Source organism: Pseudomonas sp. PME37.24/006 (assembly GCF_055556635.1).
The window spans coordinates 1-254 of sequence record NZ_JBVHNL010000216.1 but is presented as its reverse complement, the minus strand read 5'-3'; the positions used below and the strand labels follow the sequence as shown (position 1 = coordinate 254).

1 pseudogene is annotated in these 254 nt (G+C 63.8%); it reads left to right on the top strand.

Going from position 1 to position 254, the window contains the following annotated elements:
• Positions 1–69: 69 nt before the first annotated feature.
• Positions 70–254: pseudogene (locus ACZ3GY_RS24465) on the top strand (hypothetical protein); the annotation flags it as partial.

Below are 254 nucleotides of genomic sequence, written 5' to 3'. Positions count from 1 at the left end.
CGTGCTGGGCTCAAGCCCGCTTCGGGCCGGACCGGGCCGCGGGTCCATGACCTTCGTCACTCGATGGTGGTGAACCGCATCCTCCAGTGGTACCGGTCCGGCATTAACCCTCAGGAAAAACTGCACTTCCTCTCGACCTACATGGGGCACCGGGATCTCCACTCCACGCTGGTCTACATCACCGTCACGCAGGATCTGTTGCAGGAAGCCAGTGAACGGTTCCGCGCGCTCGGCGCCCCGTGCCTTGTCACGGA